This window comes from Synechococcus sp. PCC 7335, assembly GCF_000155595.1.
Lineage (GTDB): Bacteria > Cyanobacteriota > Cyanobacteriia > Phormidesmidales > Phormidesmidaceae > Phormidesmis.
In genome coordinates this window covers 1,886,307-1,906,015 of sequence record NZ_DS989904.1, presented here as the reverse complement: position 1 = coordinate 1,906,015, position 19,709 = coordinate 1,886,307, and the positions used below count along the sequence as shown (strand labels likewise).

The window sequence follows — 19,709 nt, the reverse complement described above, 5'->3', positions numbered from 1 at the left end:
GTTGGGAGATAAAATTCCTAGCCCCTTTTGTTTGCTATTAGGAGTTGACAGCTTTATCTACCTAACTTGTAGAAACTATTTCTGCCTACTTTTAGAAACTATGCCTGATTCCACTTTACCCACGCTAGTTCAGCAAATGCTCGCGCCGGATTTCTATCAGCATCCGGTGGTTGAACCTATTCGCCTAATGCAGACTCACGTGTCGTATGTGCTGCTGACTGGGGACTATGTCTACAAGTTGAAAAAGCCGGTCAACTTTGGGTTTCTAGACTATTCCACATTAGAGAAACGCAAGCATTTTTGTGAAGAAGAGCTGCGGTTAAATCAGCGAGGTGCGGGGGATTTGTATCTAGAGGTCGTGGCAATTACTGAGGCGGCAGGTAGCCCAGAAATAAGTAGCCCAGAAACGAGTAGAGCACAGATCGATGGCAATGGTGAACCGATCGAATATGCGGTAAAGATGCAACAGTTTCCACAGTCAGCGCTGCTTAGCGAGCAGTTCGCCAGGGGACTGTTGGATGAAGAGAAGGTGCGATCGCTTGCCCAAACCGTCGCTGAGTTTCACAGCCAAACCGCTACTAGCGACCATATCCGCAGCTATGGTACCCCAGCCGCTATTCGTCAGGCATTTGATGAAAACTACGAACAGACCACTGCCTACATTGGCGGCAACGAGATCACCAAACCTCAAACCCAGCAGCAGTTTGACGAAACTAAAGCCTACACAGACAGCTTCTTTGAAACTGAACAAGCCCTTTTTCAAAAGCGGCTAGATGCCGATAAAATACGCGCTTGCCACGGCGATTTGCATCTTGGCAATATCTGCGAATGGGAAGGCAAGATCTTACTCTTTGACTGTATTGAATTCAATGAGCCTTTCCGCTTCGTCGATACGATGTTCGATATTGCCTATATCGTCATGGACTTAGAAGTCGCAGGTCGACACGACCTTAGTCAAGTCTTCTTGAATCAATACGCTGAGGCAACAGGCGACTACGAAGGGCTAGAGATTTTGCCCCTGTATGTCAGTCGTCAGTCCTACGTGCGAGCAAAAGTCACTTCTTTTATGCTGGGCGATCCTTCTGTATCTGAAGCAGATCAAAAGGCCGCTAGCGAGAAAGCGGCTAAGTACTATAAGCTAGCCTGGTCCTATGTAAAAAAAAAAGAGCGGCCATAGTCGCGATGTGTGGGCTATCGGGCTCAGGTAAAAGCACGACAGCTAATCAGCTAGTAAAGCTAGCCAGTGCTATTCGTCTGCGCTCGGATGCGGTGCGTAAACATCTCGCAGGAATTGGCTTGCATGAGAAAGGCAGCGATGAGATCTATACCGCTGCGATGACGAATAAGACATACACTCGGCTCATCGATCTAGGTGTGCAGCTAGCAGCCCGGGGCTATCGGGTGATATTGGATGCAAAGTTTGATAGACAGGCAAAAAGGACAGAGGCGATCGCCAAAGCGGCTGCTCAAGATCTCCCGCTCACTTTCTTGCACTGCACCGCGCCGCCTGAGGTCTTGAAAGCGCGGGTAGAACAGCGGTGTGGCGATATTGCCGACGCGACTGCGACAATCCTAGCAAAGCAGTCTATGGAACCTTTCGACCCAACAGATCCGGTAGTAGTAGTTGATACGACCAAGCCAATCGCTGAGATTCAGCAGCAACTGTGCCGTGTCTTCGATTCACTTTTGGAATGGGATCAGGGCCAGAAAAAAAGCTGATAGAAAAAAGCTGATATATTTGGAGCGCTGACTTTTATAGCGCTTGTCACCTATCTGAATTGCACTTGGCTGAACTTTGCCCTACTGTTCAACCACCTCATAAACAATAAGTGGGACTGGTGGCATATGTAGGCATAGACTTCGCTTTGAGTATGTATCGGCACGCCACCACCCTCTTGCCTTCGCCCAATACAGGATTTGCCGCCGTGATTGATTTGATCATTCCAGCAGCTGTTAGAACCTGGCTGATCTTTCTCATCATCATCTTCTTGTTGGGCTATTCAGTGCCCTTTAGTATTTTATATGGTGCAATCGGTGGCTTAGCCGGTGGCATCGCGACCGGCTGGTGGCAAATGAAGGGAGGAGCGCCAAAGGATCCAGCAGGACTCCCGCCTACCAACAAGCTCAAACGCCCGAACCCAAACGACTCGGGCAATCCATACTTGGAGCTGCCCTTTCTAAAGACTAACAAAGCCAATCGGCGCTATATAGAGCGTCAGAAGCGGGCCCGAGCCCGGCGACAGAGGAAGTAGATCGTCTACCCATGCAGCGCTATTTGCCATTACTCCACAAATTTTATGTTTTTCCTGTCTAAGCTGCTTCCTCTGTTTGTTTATCCTGTGGGGCTTAGTAGCTTGTTGATGATGCTAGGGCTAGTCTGGCTGTGGCGTCATCCTCGGCGGGCCTCGGGCGCGATCGCGCTTGCCTTATTTATCCTTTTCTTCAGCAGCAACCCTATCGTCAGCAACAAACTGCTCAGTTCATTAGAGTGGCGCTACTTTCCACCCGACCCAGTGCCCACAGCCGATGCGATTGTGGTATTGGGTGGAGCGACTGTACCAGCGATCGCACCACGGCCTTGGGTAGAAGTCTCAGAAGCAGGCGATCGCATTCTCTATGCCGCTAGACTTTACAATCAGGGTCGAGCGCCAAAGTTAATCCTCAGCGGCGGCCGGGTGCAGTGGCGTGGCGGCAGTGATGAGTCTGAAGCAGACGATATGAAAGCGTTTGCGATGGCAATGAACGTACCTGAAGCAGACATCATTTTGGAGGAGACTTCACTCAACACCCGGCAAAATGCAGTGAACGTCAAAAAGATTCTAGCCGCGCAATCAATCGACTCTGTGTTGCTAGTCACTTCTGCAGTGCATATGCCCCGCTCTGTCGCCATCTTTCAAAAGCTCGATATTGACGTCATTCCAGCTCCCACAGATTATCTCGTTACAACGCCCTCAGATGAGTCGGGGGAGATTACGATTGAAGGGCGGATTCTGTCTTTGCTACCCCGAGCTGAAGCGACTGGGCGGTTCACAAGGGCGATGAAAGAATATGTAGGGTTTGTAATTTATCGACTTCGAGGCTGGGCATGACCGATAGTATCAAGCCGGATGTCAATCATCTAGGCATCCATCAACGCGCTGTGTTTGAATATTTGGTGCCGCGCTCTGCTGAAGTCAGAGAGGTTAGCGAAGCACTACAGCTACATCAGGCTGCTATTGACTTTCAACGAGAAGCAGCGCATCGACAGGCGTTTGCAGACTATTGTGAATGGTATTACAAGCTAGCTGAGCAGAACCGGGCAGAGGTAGCGTCAATGCAGAATGACGCGAATTCGTTTATGTGGTGGCGCGGCGCAGCTTCACTATGAAAAAGCCGTCCATATGCTGAATGTGGGGCCACACTTTAATCCAGCCTGCTTCAGTAGGTTCGATTCCAAACGAAGGGGGCGGCGCCTCAATCGTCCAACCTGCGTTCTGGGAAAGAAACGTTTTGATCTGGGCTTCGTTTTCTTGTGGATGTAGCGTGCAGGTAGCATAAACCAAGACACCGCCAGGTTTTACCCAGGTTGAAGCGTGCATCAATATCTCTTGCTGCAGAGTGACTAGAGAGTCAACCGAGTCCGGCGTCTGTCGCCAGCGGGCATCCGCATGACGATTCAGCGTACCTAGCCCGGAACATGGAACATCTAGGAGGACGCGATCGCCCTGACCCAAAAAGGTAGGTTGATTGCGGCTATCGCCCATGATCGGACGGACGATCGTAGCGCCAAGACGGTCAATATTTTGCTGAATTTTTTTTGTGCGTGATGAGGTGCGATCGCAGCTCCAGACGGTTCCTTCATTCCTCATCAGCTCTGCAATATGCAGACTTTTTCCTCCCGGCGCAGCACAGGCATCAATAATGACCTCTCCTGGCTGCGGGTCTAATAGATAGCTCACTAGCTGAGCACTGCTATCTTGAACCGCCCACCAGCCTTCTGCATAGCCCGGCAGCTGAGTCACCGCACCCGCGTGTGTGGTCAGTCTGAGCGCGGAGGGAACGCCTTCTATGGGCAGCGCCTCGATACCAGCGTCGGCAAAGAGGGCGATCGCTGCTGATAAAGACTGCCGCTGAAGATTAATCCTTAGCTCTAGATAGGGCGACCGATTGAAATACTCACACAACGCCTCCACCTGATCATCTGGTAGCATAGAGCGCCAAACATCGATAATCCAATCTGGATAGCTATGTAGAATGCCTAAGCGCCGAGTGCGCTCTTCTGGAAGCTTTAGCGGATCAGCAATAACGTTCGCAGCAGGCATCGCTTCACGGGCGTATTGACGCAGCATAGCGTTGACCACACCGCTTAGCTTACCGAGGCGTTGAGACTTTGCTAGCTGTACAGTTGTATCAACAACCGCATGAACGGGCACATGGTCTAGATAGCGGAGCTGATAGAAGCCTAGGCGAAGAATCTGCAGTAGGTCGCGATGTTGTTTTGAAGCAGGGCGCTTGCCGAACTGATCGATTAGCGCATCTAGCGTCCTCCGTCTACGGACGCTGCCATATACTAGTTCAGTAACGAGTCCTTTGTCTTGAGAGCTAAGCTGAATACCCAGTTGAGTGCCGGTCTGGGTACCTTTAAGTTTGCGATCTATAACAACATCAGCAAAAGCGCCCTGGTCAATCGCTCGAAGCGCTTCAAAGGCGATCTGCCTGGCTGTTTTAGGCTTAGCTGTTTTAGACTTAGCTATTTTGGGGGTGACTTTAGGCTCACTCAAACTATTGCCGCTTGCCGCGAACACCACGAGCAGGCATTGCCCTCGCCTCATCGCCACGGCGTCTCTTATCTCGCCATTCAATAGCGGTAAGATACACCACGCCGCCGGTCACGACAATGAGCAATACAAAGGACATCACAGCCAGTACCGTCAGTACTTGATTTTGTGATGCCATGCTTAGAAATTCGCTAATAAAAGCACTCATCTCGCTGTCAATCCTTGTCTATTTCGGGATCTGTTTCCCTGTGTCTTAGCACGCACTTAGTACCAGCAATAGATTCGCTCTTCTGATTCGAGTACTTTGAGCTATGCGCTTTGATTCATGCACTTTAATCCGTGCACTTCAAGGCTGAACGCTTACTAGCTAGCACTGATACTAGAAATCTACTAGAAACCGTTGCGACCCCAAACAACCATAGAAATCGAGAAGGTAAAGCAGGCAAACAAAGAAACCCAGCCAAGTGTCAAGATGTCCATAAATTTAATCTAAGGGAATCAATTCTTCACTTTCCATCATACGGTAAAGCTAGAACCGCTAGGGTAATAAACAGTACGATTCACTAGAGAAGCAAGGATATTAAACGTGACCTCAACAGAAGCTTCGCTTGCCGAAGCGCGGCTAGAGTCGATTAAATCTGGCCTGGTCGGAGCAGGAGTGATCGGCTTGGTTTCAGTAATCACGATGCTTGGCATAGCTACCGCCGATCTGCCTTTACCCATTCCCCACAGTCTTTTGAGTTGGTTAGTGAATTTGGCAGTGGCGATCGCATCAGGATTCTTTTTTGGCGTTACGTATCGTTACATTGTCAGGCAAGATGACAACCTGCACTTGGGCGGCGGAGCGGTAGGGGCATTTGCTTTGGTACGATCGCTTGCCCAGATCGAAGCTACTTGGGACGATAGCTTCAGCTTCATTCCCTGGCTTTTGATCACGGGCGAGAGCTTTTTGTGGTTTGTCGCGGCTCGCTACGCGCTAGATTTTGCGCTTAATCGCCAGTGGATTAAGCCAATTGATTAGGCTGGTGGATTGAGCTGATGGATTGAGCCAGTAGATTGAGCCAGTAGATTGAGCCAGCTATAGCTCAAAAGTATCAATCGCGCCTTCAGTGCGCTGCATAGATAGATCGATGGCAGAAAGAATTTGGTTTCTAGCGCGATCGCTCTCCATACAGGCGACTACGAGCCGAGCAACTCCAGCTCTTGTAATCGATCCAGCTATAGACACGTCGGTGCTCAAAATCTCATGGCCAGTCGCAGGTTCTGATATCAGCCCGCCAGGACGAATCACAGTGTAGTCCAATCCGCTGTTAACCAGATAATCTTCCGCCTGAGCTTTTTCTTTGAGTACAGGGCCGAGGGTATCTAGTACGTTTGGCGGGAGCGCGATCGCACTATCACCACTGCCGATAGAGCTAATCAAGATAAAGCGTTTAGCCTTGGCAGCAGCGTCAATCAAATCTTTGTTGCCAAGATAGTCAGGGCGATCACGAGCCTCCATACCAGGAACGCCACCTATCGTGCTGATCACCACATCAACGTTATGAGGACTCATCGCTGCTTTTACAGCGTCCGCGTCTAAGGCATCTCCAATTTCGGTAGTGATGTTCATCTCTGATAGCGCTTCTTGAGCATCCTGGCTTCTTAGAAGTGCCACCACCTGATGCCCTTTAGCGGTTAACTGCTTAGCAACTTCACGGCCAACCCCTCGGCTGGCTCCAGCTAGAAAAACATGTGACATAGCATTTTGAACTAGAACAACCCTTCAACTATTACATCGAAGCTGCCGGTCTATATCTACGCTCTACAGATAGACCTTTCAGGGAAGATTCGGGTTATCCACACTTCGCTAGCTCCGACCAGGAGGCGTACGAAGTCTGTACAATCTAGGGAAATGAACATCTAATCTCTAGAGCTTCTAATGATTCCAACCGTTATTGAGCAGTCGGGTCGCGGCGAGCGCGCTTTCGACATCTATTCACGCTTGCTCAGAGAGCGCATTATCTTCTTACATGGTCAGGTCACTGCCGACTCGATGAACCTGATCGTTGCTCAGATGCTTTTCCTAGAAGCTGAAGACCCAGAAAAGGATATCTATCTCTATATCAACTCACCTGGTGGTTCTGTCTCTGCGGGCTTGGGCCTATACGACACGATGAATCATATCCGCCCAGACGTGGCCACGATCTGTATGGGCTTAGCAGCTAGTATGGGCGCTTTTCTGCTTAGCGCGGGCGCCAAAGGTAAGCGGATGATTTTGCCCAATGGGCGCGTGATGATTCATCAACCGTCGGGTGGTGCGCAGGGACAGGCGACTGATATTGAGATTCAGGCCAAAGAGATCTTGTATCTAAAGACGATGCTGAACGAGGCGCTAGCTAAGCATACAGGTCAGCCGTTGGAAAAGATTAAAGAAGACACTGAGCGTGACTTCTTTATGTCTCCTCAAGAAGCGATGGAATATGGCTTAGTCGATCAGGTAATCGACCGTCACGCTGTGGGTAGTCGCCCCGAGCCTGTGAATTAGATTACCTGGAAAGATTAGACAGCTTGTAGAGGCTTGTAGAGGCGCTTCTGTAGCAAAGTGTAAAAAGGCGGGTGTAGCAACTGTCGCAAGGATCGGGTGGCTATTGCGCTCGTGGCCTGTGTAAGCTGATGCGAGCACAGCAAAGAGCAAGTGAAGATGAGTCTACCTAGACTTAATTTAGAAGATGACCTGTTAGACCATTACCAGACGGTTGCAGCGGCGATCGCTTTTATCCGACAGCATCAGGCTAAGCAGCCAGATTTATCGGCGGTTGCTCAGCATGTCGGACTAAGTGAGTATCACTTTCAAAAGCTCTTCACTCACTGGGCGGGTATCAGCCCAAAACGGTTTTTACAGTATTTAACGATCGAGCAAGCCAAAGCTAGTATCGCGCGAACAAATAGCCTACTAGAGCTCAGTACAAATCTTGGGCTTTCCGGTCCTAGCCGCCTGCACGATCTGTTTGTTTCTATAGAGGCGATGTCGCCGGGTGAATACAAGAACGGCGGTAAAGGACTAGAGATTCACTATGGTTCGCACGCTACTTTATTTGGACCTGTGGCGATCGCAACCACAAACAGAGGCATTTGTTCGCTCCACTTTCAAGACGGCAGTGAGCTAGATGCGGAAAAGTTACTTAGCAGCACTTGGCCTAGCGCTCGGTTAGTAGAGGACCCGAAGCAGACGCAAGCGCTGTGCGATCGCATCTTTTCGCCAGCGATGGCTCAATCGCATCAGCCTCTAACCCTGCTGGTCAAAGGAACCAACTTTCAGCTTCAGGTTTGGCGAGCATTGTTGCAGATTCCATCAGGGAGTCTGACGACTTACAAAACGATCGCTGAGATGATTGAGCGACCAAAAGCCGTTAGAGCGGTTGGCACTGCCATTGGCAAGAACCCGATCGGCTATCTGATTCCTTGTCACCGTGTCATTCGCGGCTCAGGGGAAGTAGGGGGCTATCGTTGGGGAAGCGATCGCAAGCAGGCTATTTTGGGTTGGGAAGCAGCTCAATCTAATCGCTGAACTAGGGCGAAGTTTAACTGAGCCAGGAAGGAAAACGAATGCGGATTTCAGATGTCCTTGAGCTGCTGTTGCTATCTGCTTTGTGGGGTGGTTCGTTCTTATTTATGCGGATAGCTGCGCCTGTATTAGGTCCAGTTTGGCTGATCGAATGCCGGGTGCTATTAGCTGGCTTAGCGCTACTACCTTTGCTATTACGATCGCCCGCATGGTCGGTGATTCGTCCGAGTCTGGTGCCCTTGTTCATCGTGGGCAGTATCAACTCGGCCTTGCCCTTCCTGTTTCTAGCTTTTGCCTCGCTCTCATTGCCGGCGGGCTATACCTCTATTGTGAACGCGACGACTCCTCTGTTTGGTACGTTGATAGCAGCAACCTGGTTCCAGGAAAAACTAACTATTGCTCGAACTATAGGACTGCTTTTAGGGTTTGCTGGCGTCGTTGTGTTGATTGGACTACAGCCGATGACGATAACGCCCACGATAATCGGCTCGATTGCGGCGGGTCTGATGGCCGCGATGATGTATGCGATCGCAGCTCCCTACACCAAGCGTCACCTTTCAGGCATACCCCCTCTGATTATTGCGCCAGTTAGTCAACTGAGTGCTGCTATAGCACTGCTGCCTTTGTTACCTTTTACAGCGCCCAATGCTATTCCTTCGATCAAGGTGATGCTGGCCGTTCTTGTCCTTGCCCTCTTTTCTACTTCGCTAGCTTATCTGCTGTACTTTCGTCTGATTCAAAATATCGGAGCGTCTAAAGCGCTGACTGTGGCTTATTTAGTTCCCATCTTTGCGGTGCTGTGGGGAACGATCTTCTTACACGAAACCCTTACCGTTGCAATCGTTCTAGGATGCTGTCTAATTTTGTTAGGAACTGCTGTTGCTAATGGACTGCTGTTTTCTTCTCGACACTAGGTGCTACAGCTTGATCGATGAATGGGTTACCTCAAGCAGAATACTTCCATTAGTGAACCCTTACAACTCCTTGTTAGCGTATATGTTTGTTAGCGTACGTATCGCCATCTACTAAACGCAGTTAGCAGATGGCAAAGCACTTAGCTTTATCTATACGAAAGCTGTAGCTCCTGGTGATAGAAAAGCTAAGTGCGAATTGTGATAGGAATTACTGAGACAACGCTGGCCAATTGTCGTCTGCTTTTGCAATAAATCCTGGAATATCTTCCGTCCAGTCAGCTTGTACCTTTTGATTCGCGTTTAAATACAGCTTGTCATCAACGACGCTCCAAGCGTTTGGATCGATTGGAACCAGCGAATTTTTTGCTGCCACTGCCCAGGCGCAAAAGCCCCCATATTCAGGAGCGTACTGCTCAGGATTTTCAGCAAATAGATCGCGGTTTTCCTCACTAGAAAACTGCCAGGTTACGCCTTGCCATTCATGCGTGTAATCAGCACTACCAGGAACATACGCCTCCTCAGTAAAGTAGGCAACCGGGTCAGCACCGCCAATGGCAACACCGTCTTTGGCATAGGTCTTCGTCGTTGAGGCCGTCGTTTCTGTGGTTGGTGAGCCGTCCGCACTGCTCTGTTCTACAGTTGGGCTGCTGGTACAGGCGGTTACCGCGATCGCCAATCCTAGTACGCCTAAGATCAAAGATCTGCTTGTTAGAGGCTTTTTAGCGGAGCGATTAGCTAATTGAGAAGGAATAGGTCTGTTTAAGATCTTCATTTCACCTTGTGTCTTAAGTGACTGATTAAATGTTCTAAAAACAGAATAGAGTTAGCCCACGCCGACAAAATGAATGAACCCTGATAGCCACTTAAATTGCCTGTGAGACAGACATCCTAATTAAAGGAAAGCGAATCAAAGGAGAGCGGTAGAAGTTTCTTAGGCAATCGCTTCTACACGCTAGCTCCAAGACAGCGCTAGCCTCGTCCGTTGAGTCTAAAGCACTGGTAGCGACGGCAGCTACTAGCTATGGCACCTACTAGCTGCGCCATCTACTTAGTCGCGACAGCCCAAGCTTTCTCGGGTAGAGATGCCTGTAACAGGATTGATGCCGTCGGCGCGTTTGCACATCTTCTTCACCTGGAAGCGATCAATGATGGCGTCAGAGAAGTCTGCGCCAGTGATGATAGTATCGCCGAATGAGCTGCTAGTAGCGATCGCCTCTACAAAGATGGCATTGGTCAGATCGGCACCGTCAAACAGCACCCGATCGGCAAACGTCTTCGTAAAATCAGCCCCCTTCAGGTTTGTGCGCAAAAAAGTTGCCTTCGTTAAGATCGTGCCGCTCATATCAGCACCTTCAAAATTAGCATCACGGGCATCAGCCGCTGCAAAAGAAGTGCCTGAGAGATTCTTCCCAGAAAAATCCATATTTGATTGATTTGTCAGCGTGTAATCAACCGTATTGTCTTGAGCAAGAACAGGCGTTGACCAGATAAAAACTATCAATAGCAAACTCGCTAGCTTAAGTAGCGTACTGAGTTTGGGACAAAAACCCACAACAAAGGAAGCTATTTTGTCGAGCGCCTTCAGTTCTCTCTTCATCAGCCCTACCTTCATCACTTACCTACCTTACAAAAGCATAAACTCGACTGGTCGCATATCTTGTGGATCATATCTGAACGGTTTATCGCCCTTACCCATACACCTCACATACACGTGCACTTACATCTATGACACATCCTTCTGCAAAAGCTCAGAGAAGTCCAGATTCTCGGACGCTAGTACCATGACAGTCGCAGGTAAACCCACCACTCGATCTTGAAGAGTCTGATAATACGCCTGATACCCTCCTTCGTGAGGAACCGCTAACCCTAGAAACACCAAATCCGCACTAGCTGAAGAGGTTCGTAAAATTTCTTCAAAAGGTCGATTGTTCGCCAGAATAACCTCAGGCTTAGCACCGATCCTTAAGCTGTTGGTGAGATTCTCTAGATTTACCTCGGCAGCTTCTAGTGCCTCTTCATCACTGACCACCAACTTCAGTCTGATCTCCGCCGAGCGCCACTGCCAGCTAGTGCGCAGTAGATAAGCTAGGATCAACATCAGGCCACCGTTTGACTGCAAACCACCCCACCATACATCGATCCTCTGATCCGCTTGATCAGCGTACATAGGCGGGTGCAATGAGTCGGGTGCGTCCGCTCCTGATTCATCTCGATAGATGACCACGTTACGCTTGGCGCCGTGACAGACTCGAATCGTGTTGCAGTAGCGCTCAATGCTTTCAATATCTGGATCGTCAGAATCACCTAGCAGTACTGTATTAGGAATTAATGGCCCCATGCCATAGGTTTCCAATAGCTGCTTTGTACCAATAAAGGGATCATCGGCGGTGACGATCTTGGCAAAGGCCTGTACACCTCGTTTGTCTAGAAACTCCCTTAAAACAACTTCAGCTTTCTCCTGCTGGGCGATACTGCGTGATCCGCTTGGAATGATACTTGCAACCGTAATTAAGCCGCGGTTGTGGGTGAGGGCTCTCGCCATTTCGATTAGATACCAGCGTTTAGAAGGTGCCCCAGAAAGCACCAGCAGGTGAGGCCGCCAGTTTTTGGGATCAGCATTGTCATCGATATTAAGCAGAGCAGTGCGGACGACGGTCATCCAGATACCCTGGCGCACATCCCCCCAAGTGCTTTCGATTTGCCGTCGCTCTAGCCAAAAGTAGATCAGGCCCACAATCACCAAAGCAGCGATCGTAGCTACGGGATTAATCAAAAACATCACCGCAATGCAGCCGATGGCACCGAGCACCGAAAGTGACCAGTGAACTTTGAAAGTCGGTCGAAAAGAGGGACTCTGCAAAAACCCTTCGAGACCAGCAGCAATGTTTAGCACCATGTAGGTCGTGAGGAAAAACATGGAGAGAACAGGGGCGATCGCATCCAAACTCCCCATCATCACCACCGCTAGCACAATTCCTAGGGTGAACAGTGTTCCTAATCTTGGATCATCTGTGGGTCCATTCCCCTTCCCGAGCCACCGTAGACTGCGAGGCAAAATATTATCGCGAGCCAGTGCTTGTAAGATTCGCGGTGCGCCTAAGATGCTGCCAATCGCACTAGAGAGCGTTGCTCCCCATACGCCTAACACAATCGAATCAATCAAAAGATGACCCCCAATGGCGATCCGCTTCATCACCATCATTTCTGGGTTCAACAACGCATTAGAGGCAGTAGGCGTTCTGCTAACTAATACAAAGGGGATTGCCATATAGATGATGTAGCCGACGATTACCGCAGCGAGCGTTCCTCTTGGAATAGAACGGATAGGGTCTTTGAGATCGCCAGACATATTAACGCCCGACATAATCCCAGTTACCGCCGGGAAAAAGACAGCGAATACAGCCCAAAAGCCTACCCTTTCGATTTTGGCCGCTTCAACTGCATCAGACGGATCGACCGTGACATCATGACCAAAGAAAAGAGCGACTAGAGAAAGGGCGATCGCTGCCATGATCACATACTGGGCTTTAATCGCGATATCAGCCGAAGCCAGTGCCAAGGCGGTGACGAGTACCGTCGTAATTAGCGCCACCACAACGATTGAAACGTTTGGGAAAACATTTTTGACGCTCTCAGCAAAACCGATGGTGTAGAGTGCCACCGAGAGTGCTTGAGCAAAGTAGAGCGGAATGCCAACGGCACCACCCGTCTCGATGCCCAAAGAGCGGCTAATCATGTAATAGGCACCGCCAGCTCGAACGACTTGATCGGTGGCGATCGCGCTAATTGACAGCGCTGTCAAGAACGTAATCGATGTCGCAATCGTGACAATTGCCATCGTTGGATAGAGGCCGACTTGGCCCACGACCCAACCGAAGCGCAAATACATAATCACGCCGAGAATAGTCAAGATCGAAGGCGTAAATACACCGCCAAACGTCCCTAAGCCTATCGCCTCATCTTGTGTATCTAACGTAGAAGGATGGGGTGATTGTAAAGTCATCAGCGTTTCAAAGAAATTTACTGTGGCACCGTTCTACAGTTTAGAAGGGTTTGGCTCATGCCATTGATATTGCCACTATAGCTTTGGCTACTTTGCCCTGAACGCTCTAGACTATGCACTTTTATTAGACAAATCATTAGCCTTTAGAAAGGGTCAGAGTGTGTAGATCGCAAATCTATCTGACACTAGATATCTCTTCTGTATCATTTTTGCTACCTATGTCTGTTTCCAACTCCGCTTCTATCCCTAGCCAGTGGCAGTGTCTACTCCAGAACGTAGGCACTTGGCAAGGCTCTTTTACCCAACTATCACCCCAGGGCGAAATTCTATCTGATACGCCAACAGAAGTAGAGCTATCGCCCTATGACAACGACCAAGCCATGCATCAAGAAGTCCGGCGATACCCAGCTAATGCCCCAGCGCAAATTCAAAAGCTCGACTATCGTACCCTCAACCGGGCAACACGCTTTTTTGAAACGGGCGCATTTTCGCAAGGCTCTATCCAGTGGGGACCTTTTTCTACCTTTGGAGCAGAGCTAGGTCTGATTGCTGGCGATCGCCGACTTCGCCTGGTGCAGCTATTCGATAAGGCCAACGCACTCAAAAGCATTACGCTTATCCGCGAACGGCGCCAAAACTCAACTGCAGGCTCAACTGCAGGTTCAACTGCAGATTCAGCAGAGGTACCAGAACGTCCGCTTCTAACCGTCTCAGAGTTACTTGGCACTTGGCAAGGCAAAGCGGTCACTGAATATGCTGATTTGCGGCCAAGACAGCGTAGCGAGACTCAGCTCACAGTTGAACAGATAGGCCGCACGATTCAGCAAACCATCACTCCTGGTCCCGCTGCCGCTCCGATCACCTCTACAGGAACCATCGAAGGTCAAAAAATTAGCTTCTCTGATGGGTCGCAGCCAGTCCAAGTGCTACTGCTTCCAGATGGCGCTTCCTCGACCTGCCCTAGCCAAATCACGCCGCGCCAGCCTTTGTTCTTAGAAGTTGGCTGGCTACTAGAGCCACAAACTCGGCAACGTTTGATCCGTAGCTATGATGCGTCAGGCGCCTGGATCAGCCTGACGCTGGTAACAGAGAGCAAAATTAGCCCTAGCGATTAACCACTGGATGCTGCCCATAGAAGGGCATGACTGAAGACCAATCAGGACGTAGACCGGCTTGATACTGCCTATGAGCGATCGCACTGACCCCTCTCACCGAACTAGCAATCCCTTCTCCGGCGGCAGTCTGTATCTGAACTAGGGGCCTTTCCCAGAGCGTTAGCCTCTCTATCCACTTTTCTTCAGCGAGCACGCTCTCTTCTAGTACGCTCAACAACTGACCTGTTTCGTCAGGCCGATAGATCGCACCAAACACCTCCCCGCGCTTGGCGGGTATCATCACCGCAATATCTTTAGATATCGTGGCGTCCATCGTGGCGTTCATCGCTAGAGCCGCTAACGTAGACACGCCAAATAGAGGAATCTCTAGCTGCTGTGCCAAGGTCCTAGCTGCCACTACACCAACCCGCGTACCGGTAAAACCACCAGGGCCCTTTGCGACTGCTACAAAACTCAAATTCCGCCAGGTATAAGGCGATATAAAGCGCATCATCTTGACGTGGAGCTGGCTAGAAACCTCACGGCCCAAGTCCCATATTTGATGTCGCCAGATGGCTGTGTCTATGCCTTCGACGCTTTGTAACATCAGTCCAAGCTGGGGACTGGTGGTATGGATGGCAAGGCCAAGCATAGAAAAACTAAAATAGTGTAGGTAGAGCAATGACGCCCTAGAAGGTCAGAGTGAGTAAAAGACCTAATAGAAATAGTCTTTAACCCTACCTTAAACCGCGAAACCCCAAACCGCGAATAAGTCTATCTACGAATGTCAAACTGTAAATTATGCGATCGCACCTGCCCCGAACTCACCGAACATCATCTTGTTCCTCGCCAGCAAACCAAACGTAAGAAAAAGAAAAACCGCGCCGATCTAGGACCCACCATCAGTATCTGTCCGCCCTGCCACAAGCAAATTCACACACTGTTCACAAATAAAGAACTCGCGGCCGGTCTCTATTCAGCTGATCGGTTGCGATCACACCCAGACATGATCAAATTCCTTGCCTGGATCGCCAAACAAGACCCCTACAAAAAAGTCCGCACTCGTCGATAGTGACTACAGCGAGTCTGGCCTAAGTCGAAAGCGCATCATCACCGGTAGATGATCAGAGGCTTCGCCTGCAGCCGCTACCACTTGCGTCTCCACCATCTCAATCGTGTTGGGCGTATAAAAAATATAGTCGAGCTTGTATTCAGGCTGATTGCTAGGAAAGGTTAGATCCTTGATCCAGTCTGACTGAGGGACGGCAGAAACTAGCACTTCAGACGCTAGCATCTCTTTTATAGAAAACTGGGTTTCGCCGTGGTTCGCACCGCTAGCGTCAATAAAAGTACCGCGATTGAGGGCGCTGTTGAAGTCACCAACGAGGATGACCGGATAGGTCTTAGCGTAGTCTTCCGCGAGCGATCGCACGAACTGAGTCTGACTGACCCGAGTCGGCTCATTGAAGGCCTCTAAATGCACGTTGATGACAATCAGCGGCTGAACGCCAAACTGAATCTGCGTAACCTGGGCTAGCCGATCAAGATAAAACGCGTTGTAGTAGAAAGGGTTGTCTGCTACTTTTTCTAAAACAATCCGGCTGTTCTCTTGAATTGGATGGCGGCTGATGGTTGACTGACCCGACAGCATTTTGCCAAAGTGGGCAGCGGGCGGCCAGTAGGGAAACGGAACGTAGTTTTTATCCCAGCCGATGGCGATCGCCCCAAAATCGAGTCCTAGCCCTTGGGCGATCGCCTTTGACTGATCCACGTAGCAAGAGCGCTTCGAGCCAAAGTCAACTTCTTGTAAGGCTACGATATCTGGTTCGAGTTCTTTGAGTGCTCTGATCACCTGCTGCTGATTGGCATCAAAAGCAGCGCATTCTAGCTTGGTTGTTGTATTATTCGTCAGTCCTGAGAGATAGCCTAAGTTGTAGCTGACAATGCTATGAATAGTCTCGCCTGGAACAAATACTGCGCCATCGTTTAGTCCACCGCCTTTTGTGTATACAACGGTGTCCGCATAGTTTTGCTGGCGATGGCCACCAGACGAGCCCCAGAAGTAGAAAAGTGCGATCGCGACTGTCGGTAGCCCTACTGTTAGCCCCAGTAGCTTCAATAAGATCTTCATACGCTCACTAGTTCAACGCTTTCAACGCTTTCGACGCTCTCGCCCCAACGCTTGGCCCACTTCGGCATATTCACTTCAACATATCTTGATAGGAATGCTACCCGGGGGTAACCTACTGTAAACATTTCCCTACCTAAACTACATGTCGCCCCGCAATATAATCTTCTACGGCCTGTTGGTCTTCATTCCTGTCTCTATAGCTGCCCACTTTCTTGGCTGGAGCGATTTGATTATATTTGTCACAGCGGCCTTTGCCATCATTCCGCTAGCAGGCTGGATGGGAACAGCGACCGAAGAGATTGCAGTTGTCCTCGGCCCTTCGCTGGGCGGACTGATGAATGCCACGTTCGGCAACGCCACTGAGCTAATTATTGCGATTTTCGCACTCAGAGCGGGTCTAGTAAACGTGGTCAAATCTAGCATCACCGGCTCTATTATCGGTAATCTTCTGCTGGTGATGGGTTTCTCGATGCTTCTAGGTGGCCTTAAGTTCAAAGAACAAACTTTTCAGCCCACCATTGCCCGCCTAAACGCCTCTTCAATGAACTTGGCGGTGATTGCCGTTTTACTCCCTACTGCTGTCGATTTTACGTCCACAGGCATTGAAGAACCTGTACTTCAGAAGCTCTCTATAGCCGTAGCCGTGGTTCTGATGCTAGTCTACGGCCTTACCTTACTATTCTCTATGAAGACCCACGCTTATCTCTATGACGTGGGGGTTGCAGAAGAAGCTGATGAAGCAGCCAGTAAAGCCGCTGCTGAGACTGTGATGATCGACGGGAATGCGATCGCGGTTGAGCAAAAAGGCACCACTGAACACGCCGAAACGCCGAATCTTAAACTGTGGGTAGGCGTCCTGCTAGCGGCAACTCTAGCCGTTGCCGTCGAATCAGAATTTTTGGTCGGTACGCTAGAAGTCGCTAGTAAACAGCTTGGTCTTTCAGAACTGTTCACGGGCGTCATTATCTTGCCCGTAATTGGCAATGCCGCTGAACATGCCACGGCTGTGACCGTTGCCCTAAAGAATAAAATGGATCTCTCTTTGAACGTAGCGGTAGGCTCTAGCTTGCAGATTGCTCTATTTGTCGGCCCTCTGCTAGTGATCATTGGCGCTTTCATGGGTCAGCCAATGGACCTAGATTTCAACAATTTTGAGCTACTTTCTGTGGTTGTGGCAGTTCTGGTCGCCAACTCAATTAGCGGCGATGGCAAGTCGAATTGGCTTGAAGGAACCTTGCTGCTAGCGACCTATGTAGTCATTGCTTTATCCTTCTACTTTCACCCAGTGATTGAAGGCATCAGCTAATCCTCGCCTGCCTTAAGATCAGCTTTTTGATCTAGTATCCCTACGCTAGATACAAGCCTGGTCTAGGTGCTTTGTCCTCGGCTACGGCTCAGGGAAACTATAAAGTCTAAGAAAGTCCAAGCGGCTATAGACAAACTACGCAACCTCGGCTGGAACCTTCTCTAGCATTAGCTTCGATCTTTTCACCTGCTCAGGAATCTCAATTGGATATTTTCCAGTAAAGCAAGCCGAACAAAAGCTACCTATTGCAACCTGAGTCTCTTCTAGCATGCCCTCCCAACTCAAATACGCCAGAGAATCAGCGCCCAACTGCCGCTCAATTTCCTCAACAGACTTAGTAGCCGCGATCAGCTGATCTTGATTGTCTGTGTCAATACCATAAAAGCAAGGGTGAGTGACTGGCGGCGAAGAGATCCGCATATGGACTTCGGTTGCGCCAGCATCGTAGAGCATTTGCACCAGCTTGCGGCTAGTCGTTCCGCGCACGATTGAATCATCGACGATGAGAATTCGCTTGCCCTCCAACACATCTCGCATCGGGTTTAGCTTCATCCGAATACCGGTTTCACGCATTGCCTGAGTCGGTTGAATAAAAGTACGTCCGACATATCGGTTCTTGATTAGCCCTTCAGCATATGGGATTCCAGATGCTTCTGAATAGCCAATAGCCGCAGGCACACCCGAATCTGGAACAGCCATAATCAGATCCACATCGGCGGGAGATTCTTGGGCAAGTCTTTGGCCAATCCGTTTGCGATAGCTATACAGGCTCTCACCATGGAAGACACTGTCCGGGCGAGCAAAATAAATCATTTCAAACACGCACAGCCTGCGCTCTGCTTGCGCCCACTGCACGGATTTAACACCGCTATCGTCAATCACCAGCATCTCACCGGGATCGACATCTCTTAGATAAGTGGCACCCACAATATCTAGGCCACAGGTTTCTGAAGCAACAACTAGTTTGCCAGGACCGTAGCCTGAGCCGATTTCCTCTGGCACCTTAGAACCGATATAGCCTAGTACTAAAGGCCGAATACCGTGAGGATCGCGCGCGGCGATGATGCCTTCGGGGGTGCCAATCACAAGGCTAAAGGCACCTTCACAGCGTTTAAAGGCTGAGATTGCACCTTCTTCCCAGCTTTTGCCGTCGTTGACGGCTTCTGCTAGCGCGATCGCAATCAGTTCAGAATCAGAGGTGGTGACCAGATCGTGGTTTCGCTCCAACAGAGCCGCCCGTAAGCTATTGACATTCACAATGTTGCCGTTGTGGGCCAAGGCTAGAGCGCCTAGTCTGGTATTGACTACAGCTGGTTGCGCATTAGCCGCATGGCTAGACCCAGTGGTGGAATAGCGCGTGTGTCCTACAGCCCATTCACCGGGCATCTCGTGCAAATCTTTATCTGTAAAAACTTGGGAAACGAGTCCCATGCCTTTCAAAGTGTGAACCTCGCCTTGTTCAAAAGAGGCGATCCCAGCCGACTCTTGACCTCTGTGCTGCAAAGCGTACAGACCGAAGTAAGTCAGTGTGGCCACGTCATTGTTAGGTGCATGAACCCCAAAGACGCCACAGGCTTCCTCTGGTTTATCAGAGCGGCCTACTACCTCTACCTGCCGTACGGTTGCATGATCATCAGGGCTACTTGCAGGCGAATTACCAGAGATAGCAGAATCAGTAAACTGGGACATGCTGGGTTCAAACTCCAATGAAATAGTAGGGCTAACTTCTATCAAAGCGAACCCTACGATTGATTATTTACTTCCTTCTAACAGAGATAGCCGCAAAATAGCTGAGCTGTTGGGTAGAAACGAATAGTAAGTGGCTGAGTAGCGAGCGGTGAGAAAGACCTGCCGGTTGAGCGTCAAAGACAGATTGTTAAAGAGTATTTAATGCCTTTAACATTTCTTTAATCTCACACTCAAATCCTATCACTCTCTGTATAAAAGTCTGATAGGA

At 49.8% G+C, this 19,709-nt stretch carries 22 protein-coding genes; 12 read left to right on the top strand and 10 right to left on the bottom strand.

What is annotated here, in order from left to right; translation table 11 throughout:
- The first annotated feature begins 100 nt into the window (after window positions 1-100).
- From S7335_RS08330 to S7335_RS08315, 5 genes are all read left to right on the top strand, one after another.
- Window positions 101-1,177 (top strand): hypothetical protein, encoded by a 1,077-nt coding sequence (locus S7335_RS08330; RefSeq protein ID WP_006453371.1) that lies wholly within the window; start codon window positions 101-103, stop codon window positions 1,175-1,177.
- A gap of 5 nt (window positions 1,178-1,182) precedes the next feature.
- On the top strand, window positions 1,183-1,719 hold the full coding sequence (locus S7335_RS28790) for an AAA family ATPase (protein WP_006454141.1): 537 nt from the start codon (window positions 1,183-1,185) through the stop codon (window positions 1,717-1,719).
- 146 nt (window positions 1,720-1,865) lie between these two features.
- The gene (locus S7335_RS08325) at window positions 1,866-2,252 is read left to right on the top strand and encodes a hypothetical protein (RefSeq protein ID WP_227499969.1); all 387 of its coding nucleotides are present in this window, start codon (window positions 1,866-1,868) and stop codon (window positions 2,250-2,252) included.
- A gap of 45 nt (window positions 2,253-2,297) precedes the next feature.
- Window positions 2,298-3,089: a YdcF family protein gene (locus S7335_RS08320; protein ID WP_006456050.1), complete on the top strand. Its 792-nt coding sequence runs from the start codon at window positions 2,298-2,300 to the stop codon at window positions 3,087-3,089.
- Window positions 3,086-3,367 (top strand): hypothetical protein, encoded by a 282-nt coding sequence (locus S7335_RS08315; protein WP_157620134.1) that lies wholly within the window; start codon window positions 3,086-3,088, stop codon window positions 3,365-3,367. Before S7335_RS08320 ends, S7335_RS08315 begins: the two co-directional genes overlap by 4 nt.
- Here the strand turns inward: S7335_RS08315 and S7335_RS08310 are convergent.
- The 3 genes from S7335_RS08310 to petN form a co-directional block, all read right to left on the bottom strand.
- Window positions 3,336-4,787, bottom strand: coding sequence for a 16S rRNA (cytosine(967)-C(5))-methyltransferase (locus S7335_RS08310; protein WP_227499968.1), 1,452 nt, complete (start codon window positions 4,785-4,787; stop codon window positions 3,336-3,338). The two genes, S7335_RS08315 and S7335_RS08310, sit on opposite strands and share 32 nt — an antisense overlap.
- Window positions 4,762-4,965, bottom strand: coding sequence for a hypothetical protein (locus S7335_RS08305; protein WP_006456915.1), 204 nt, complete (start codon window positions 4,963-4,965; stop codon window positions 4,762-4,764). The genes S7335_RS08310 and S7335_RS08305 overlap by 26 nt, the downstream gene beginning before the upstream one ends.
- Before the next feature lie 182 nt (window positions 4,966-5,147).
- Window positions 5,148-5,237, bottom strand: coding sequence for a cytochrome b6-f complex subunit PetN (petN, locus tag S7335_RS26745; RefSeq protein WP_071776921.1), 90 nt, complete (start codon window positions 5,235-5,237; stop codon window positions 5,148-5,150).
- Window positions 5,238-5,343: 106 nt separating this feature from the next.
- Here petN and S7335_RS08300 point away from each other — a divergent pair, with 106 nt between their 5' ends.
- Window positions 5,344-5,778, top strand: coding sequence for a hypothetical protein (locus S7335_RS08300; protein ID WP_006456844.1), 435 nt, complete (start codon window positions 5,344-5,346; stop codon window positions 5,776-5,778).
- Between the two features lie 57 nt (window positions 5,779-5,835).
- Here S7335_RS08300 and S7335_RS08295 read toward each other — a convergent pair whose 3' ends face one another.
- Complete coding sequence (locus S7335_RS08295; protein ID WP_006456377.1) at window positions 5,836-6,498, bottom strand: SDR family oxidoreductase; 663 nt, start codon at window positions 6,496-6,498, stop codon at window positions 5,836-5,838.
- 180 nt (window positions 6,499-6,678) lie between these two features.
- Here S7335_RS08295 and clpP point away from each other — a divergent pair, with 180 nt between their 5' ends.
- The 3 genes from clpP (at window position 6,679) to S7335_RS08280 (ending at window position 9,218) form a co-directional block, all read left to right on the top strand.
- Window positions 6,679-7,284, top strand: coding sequence for an ATP-dependent Clp endopeptidase proteolytic subunit ClpP (gene clpP, locus S7335_RS08290; protein ID WP_006455354.1), 606 nt, complete (start codon window positions 6,679-6,681; stop codon window positions 7,282-7,284).
- A 156-nt stretch (window positions 7,285-7,440) separates the two neighbouring features.
- A complete protein-coding gene (locus S7335_RS08285) occupies window positions 7,441-8,307 on the top strand; it encodes a methylated-DNA--[protein]-cysteine S-methyltransferase (RefSeq protein ID WP_006456368.1) in 867 nt (288 codons plus the stop codon).
- Window positions 8,308-8,345: 38 nt separating this feature from the next.
- Complete coding sequence (locus S7335_RS08280) at window positions 8,346-9,218, top strand: DMT family transporter (RefSeq protein WP_006455638.1); 873 nt, start codon at window positions 8,346-8,348, stop codon at window positions 9,216-9,218.
- 208 nt (window positions 9,219-9,426) lie between these two features.
- Here S7335_RS08280 and S7335_RS08275 read toward each other — a convergent pair whose 3' ends face one another.
- The 3 genes from S7335_RS08275 to S7335_RS08265 form a co-directional block, all read right to left on the bottom strand.
- Window positions 9,427-9,990 (bottom strand): YHS domain-containing (seleno)protein, encoded by a 564-nt coding sequence (locus tag S7335_RS08275; protein WP_006454741.1) that lies wholly within the window; start codon window positions 9,988-9,990, stop codon window positions 9,427-9,429.
- Window positions 9,991-10,266: 276 nt separating this feature from the next.
- Entirely contained in the window at window positions 10,267-10,815 is a 549-nt protein-coding gene (locus S7335_RS08270; protein WP_157620132.1) for a pentapeptide repeat-containing protein, read from the bottom strand.
- A gap of 126 nt (window positions 10,816-10,941) precedes the next feature.
- Window positions 10,942-13,221 carry an amino acid permease gene (locus tag S7335_RS08265; protein WP_006454805.1) on the bottom strand — a complete coding sequence of 760 codons (2,280 nt, stop codon included), beginning with the start codon at window positions 13,219-13,221 and terminating at the stop codon, window positions 10,942-10,944.
- Window positions 13,222-13,439: 218 nt separating this feature from the next.
- Between S7335_RS08265 and S7335_RS08260 the strand changes: the two genes are divergently transcribed.
- A complete protein-coding gene (locus S7335_RS08260) occupies window positions 13,440-14,336 on the top strand; it encodes a DUF3598 family protein (RefSeq protein ID WP_227499967.1) in 897 nt (298 codons plus the stop codon).
- On the opposite strand, the gene tsaB is transcribed toward S7335_RS08260, so the two are convergent.
- Complete coding sequence (tsaB, locus tag S7335_RS08255; RefSeq protein ID WP_006454909.1) at window positions 14,326-14,967, bottom strand: tRNA (adenosine(37)-N6)-threonylcarbamoyltransferase complex dimerization subunit type 1 TsaB; 642 nt, start codon at window positions 14,965-14,967, stop codon at window positions 14,326-14,328. The genes S7335_RS08260 and tsaB overlap by 11 nt on opposite strands.
- A gap of 132 nt (window positions 14,968-15,099) precedes the next feature.
- Between tsaB and S7335_RS26740 the strand changes: the two genes are divergently transcribed.
- The gene (locus S7335_RS26740; RefSeq protein WP_006455640.1) at window positions 15,100-15,387 is read left to right on the top strand and encodes an HNH endonuclease; all 288 of its coding nucleotides are present in this window, start codon (window positions 15,100-15,102) and stop codon (window positions 15,385-15,387) included.
- A 3-nt stretch (window positions 15,388-15,390) separates the two neighbouring features.
- Here S7335_RS26740 and S7335_RS08250 read toward each other — a convergent pair whose 3' ends face one another.
- Window positions 15,391-16,446 (bottom strand): endonuclease/exonuclease/phosphatase family protein, encoded by a 1,056-nt coding sequence (locus tag S7335_RS08250; protein WP_006454706.1) that lies wholly within the window; start codon window positions 16,444-16,446, stop codon window positions 15,391-15,393.
- Window positions 16,447-16,588: 142 nt separating this feature from the next.
- Here S7335_RS08250 and cax point away from each other — a divergent pair, with 142 nt between their 5' ends.
- Window positions 16,589-17,752: a calcium/proton exchanger gene (gene cax / locus S7335_RS08245; protein WP_038015916.1), complete on the top strand. Its 1,164-nt coding sequence runs from the start codon at window positions 16,589-16,591 to the stop codon at window positions 17,750-17,752.
- Window positions 17,753-17,887: 135 nt separating this feature from the next.
- On the opposite strand, the gene purF is transcribed toward cax, so the two are convergent.
- Window positions 17,888-19,441, bottom strand: coding sequence for an amidophosphoribosyltransferase (gene purF, locus S7335_RS08240; RefSeq protein WP_006457219.1), 1,554 nt, complete (start codon window positions 19,439-19,441; stop codon window positions 17,888-17,890).
- Between the last annotated feature and the right edge of the window lie 268 nt (window positions 19,442-19,709).

Coding starts and splice junctions, on each gene's coding strand:
- S7335_RS08320 (WP_006456050.1), top strand. CDS start 2,298: ATGTTTTTCCTGTCTAAGCTGCTTCCTCTGTTTGTTTATCCTGTGGGG.
- S7335_RS08265 (WP_006454805.1), bottom strand. CDS start 13,221: ATGACTTTACAATCACCCCATCCTTCTACGTTAGATACACAAGATGAG.
- purF (WP_006457219.1), bottom strand. CDS start 19,441: ATGTCCCAGTTTACTGATTCTGCTATCTCTGGTAATTCGCCTGCAAGT.
- S7335_RS08260 (WP_227499967.1), top strand. CDS start 13,440: ATGTCTGTTTCCAACTCCGCTTCTATCCCTAGCCAGTGGCAGTGTCTA.
- S7335_RS08280 (WP_006455638.1), top strand. CDS start 8,346: ATGCGGATTTCAGATGTCCTTGAGCTGCTGTTGCTATCTGCTTTGTGG.
- S7335_RS08315 (WP_157620134.1), top strand. CDS start 3,086: ATGACCGATAGTATCAAGCCGGATGTCAATCATCTAGGCATCCATCAA.
- S7335_RS08330 (WP_006453371.1), top strand. CDS start 101: ATGCCTGATTCCACTTTACCCACGCTAGTTCAGCAAATGCTCGCGCCG.
- S7335_RS08275 (WP_006454741.1), bottom strand. CDS start 9,990: ATGAAGATCTTAAACAGACCTATTCCTTCTCAATTAGCTAATCGCTCC.
- tsaB (WP_006454909.1), bottom strand. CDS start 14,967: ATGCTTGGCCTTGCCATCCATACCACCAGTCCCCAGCTTGGACTGATG.
- S7335_RS08305 (WP_006456915.1), bottom strand. CDS start 4,965: ATGAGTGCTTTTATTAGCGAATTTCTAAGCATGGCATCACAAAATCAA.
- S7335_RS26740 (WP_006455640.1), top strand. CDS start 15,100: ATGTCAAACTGTAAATTATGCGATCGCACCTGCCCCGAACTCACCGAA.
- S7335_RS08250 (WP_006454706.1), bottom strand. CDS start 16,446: ATGAAGATCTTATTGAAGCTACTGGGGCTAACAGTAGGGCTACCGACA.
- S7335_RS08295 (WP_006456377.1), bottom strand. CDS start 6,498: ATGTCACATGTTTTTCTAGCTGGAGCCAGCCGAGGGGTTGGCCGTGAA.
- S7335_RS08270 (WP_157620132.1), bottom strand. CDS start 10,815: ATGAAGAGAGAACTGAAGGCGCTCGACAAAATAGCTTCCTTTGTTGTG.
- petN (WP_071776921.1), bottom strand. CDS start 5,237: ATGGACATCTTGACACTTGGCTGGGTTTCTTTGTTTGCCTGCTTTACC.
- cax (WP_038015916.1), top strand. CDS start 16,589: ATGTCGCCCCGCAATATAATCTTCTACGGCCTGTTGGTCTTCATTCCT.
- clpP (WP_006455354.1), top strand. CDS start 6,679: ATGATTCCAACCGTTATTGAGCAGTCGGGTCGCGGCGAGCGCGCTTTC.
- S7335_RS08285 (WP_006456368.1), top strand. CDS start 7,441: ATGAGTCTACCTAGACTTAATTTAGAAGATGACCTGTTAGACCATTAC.
- S7335_RS28790 (WP_006454141.1), top strand. CDS start 1,183: ATGTGTGGGCTATCGGGCTCAGGTAAAAGCACGACAGCTAATCAGCTA.